This window comes from bacterium (assembly GCA_040755795.1).
Classification (GTDB): Bacteria; UBA9089; CG2-30-40-21; order CG2-30-40-21; family SBAY01; genus JBFLXS01.
Genome location: JBFLXS010000536.1, coordinates 1 through 2,340 on the forward strand (window position 1 = coordinate 1; position 2,340 = coordinate 2,340).

The following is a 2,340-nucleotide window of genomic DNA, read 5'->3' on the forward strand; positions in this document are numbered from 1 at the left end:
ATTCCCCGCGTTATCCTCCGCCTCTATCCGGTATGTGTATCCGCCGGATTCGATGACATGACTTGTGTATGTGTATGTTGAATCAATAAACAATGCTTTTCCGCTCTCATATGTTATGCCGCCTTTTGTAATTATCACCCTCGCTTCTTTCATCCCGCTTAACGCATCTTCGGCATTGAAGGTTATTACCGGCGGCTCGCTGAATGTCCCGCCTCTTGGGGAAAAGTTTTCGGCGATGGAGGGAGGGGTGGTGTCGTAAAGAAAATAAACAGTATCAAATCCCGAATATTCCAAAGCGTCAAAAACGGCTATTTCCACAGCGCATGGCCCTTCAGTCAAATTAGCCGTAGAAATGGTTGTTTCAAATTCTTCTTCGAGCTCATCGTAAATACCATCTTTTGGAATAAGGTCAATCCACTGCCCCCAATTATATGTAGTATCTAAAGCAATTGAGGCCGCCCTGTACTTCGCCCGGCCTATCGGAATCCCGTCGTTTACAGCGCCAAAAAATAGTTTCCACCAGGGCGTTTTGATTTTTTTGTCTCTTATCTGAATCGGTGAAACCCTGTCCATATTTACTCTTGAAGAATCCAACGACACGCTTAAAAATACTCCTCTGTCTCTATAAGGTTCTTTTGACGCCACTCCCCACGCCGATACGCTATATTCGTATTCTATCCCGCGGATGATAAATTTATTGCCTTTTTTTATCCTGGCGATTTCATCGTCTACATTTACTGAATCATATAGCTGGCATAAAATTTCCATGCCTTTTGTGTTATATGAATCAGAAAGATTTATGATGTCGCTTTTGTTATCAAGTATCTTGTAAACATGATTGACCGCATCTCCATCTGTCAGGACAAGTTGTTTGCCGTCTAAAATTCCATCGGTATATCTGAATGGAGCTCTGAATTTGGGAAGTGATAAAAATTCTTCAGGGATTTGTATGTATCCTTTAGGCAAATCTTCATCTAATTCTATTACAAAGGCATTATTACTTACCTTTTCAACTCTTTTTATTTTTCCTTCCAATGGATCAAAATATTCAAATGTCGTGGAATCATTCATTTCAGGACTAAATTCAACTTCTCCTACTTTCCATCTATTGTTATCTCCTTTTACCTTTCTCACTATTTCATATCTTTCTGTATTGCCGTTTAGATTGCCTGCTCCCTTAGTCCAGCTGATTTTCGTTCCTCTTTCCTGCCCTTTGAAAAATAAAAATTGTCTGCGAGTCGCTGCAATTTCATACTCGGTTTTTACTTCATAGGGAGGATTCACTGCTCCAATCTTGTCTTTATATGGATTCATGTATTCATAATTCTCGCCCAAAATCTTTAGCCTCTGGTCTAAATCCACATGTTCCATGACATCCATAGCGAGATATTTCCCCGCCTCAACAACGGCAAGAACTATATCCTTCGCGGTATCTATTAATCCTATTGTCTCATACGCCTTGTACACAACTACTGCCGCAGCTGCCGCATCTTCCGGAAGAAGAACAAGTACCACTCCCATCCCCGCTGCCTTTCCAATTTTTTCGAGCACCGCATCCAGCAATCCCATATCGCTTAACAATTGCCACACTGTTTTCCTCTCATCCCATATTGTTATTTTATAATCTCCTAAATTCTTTAAATCAAGATTCTTTAGATTATCCAGCGCCTCATATTTTAAAAAGTCTCTCCGTTTATCACCTAAAGCGTAATTTACTTTCTGTAAATCGCTGTATGATAAAACTCCCATGTTACCTGTCAAATCCACAAAATTTCCCTGGCCGCCTGTCATCGCGTCCCCGTGGGAAAGCAGAATGTTTGATTTTGTGGGACTGCCTGGAGTTAATGTTAAATTTGCAATTTCTTCTATACATATGTTCTCTTTTGTCTCTGTTGCTATGGTAGTATCGTAGTTGTGCCTCCGCATATCTTCCCAGCTGTCATAATTCTGCATCAGATATTTCAAGGCATGAATCATTGTGCTTCCACGTGTATTAGGTGACAAAGCCCAGTATTCAGCAACTTTCTTTTGATTCATTATCTTCATCGCCAGATAATGCCCCGTTGAATGGCTCACTATCCTTGAACTGTCTAATAGAACATTCATCTTATCAAGAAGTGAAACTGCCTTATCCACCGCGCCGTCATGCGTGCTGTCGCCTTTTCCGCCATTCCATAAAACTCCGAATTCAGAGATAGGTTTCCCTGAACCTGCCGTATTTTTGCCGTCATAATCTTTGTGCGTGTTGTAGCTTATTACAACTATCGGGCTCGCTGGGCCTGTTATACCATCCATCCCTGATGTTGATTTTTCAATATAGTTATTAGTTCCGGTCATCCC

The 2,340-nt window shown here is 41.1% G+C and carries 1 protein-coding gene; it reads right to left on the minus strand.

From position 1 onward, the window contains the following. Window positions 1-2,295, minus strand: a 2,295-nt coding sequence (locus AB1414_19370) for a hypothetical protein (GenBank protein MEW6609573.1), incomplete at its 3' end; no start/stop codon positions are given. Window positions 2,296-2,340 lie beyond the last annotated feature (45 nt).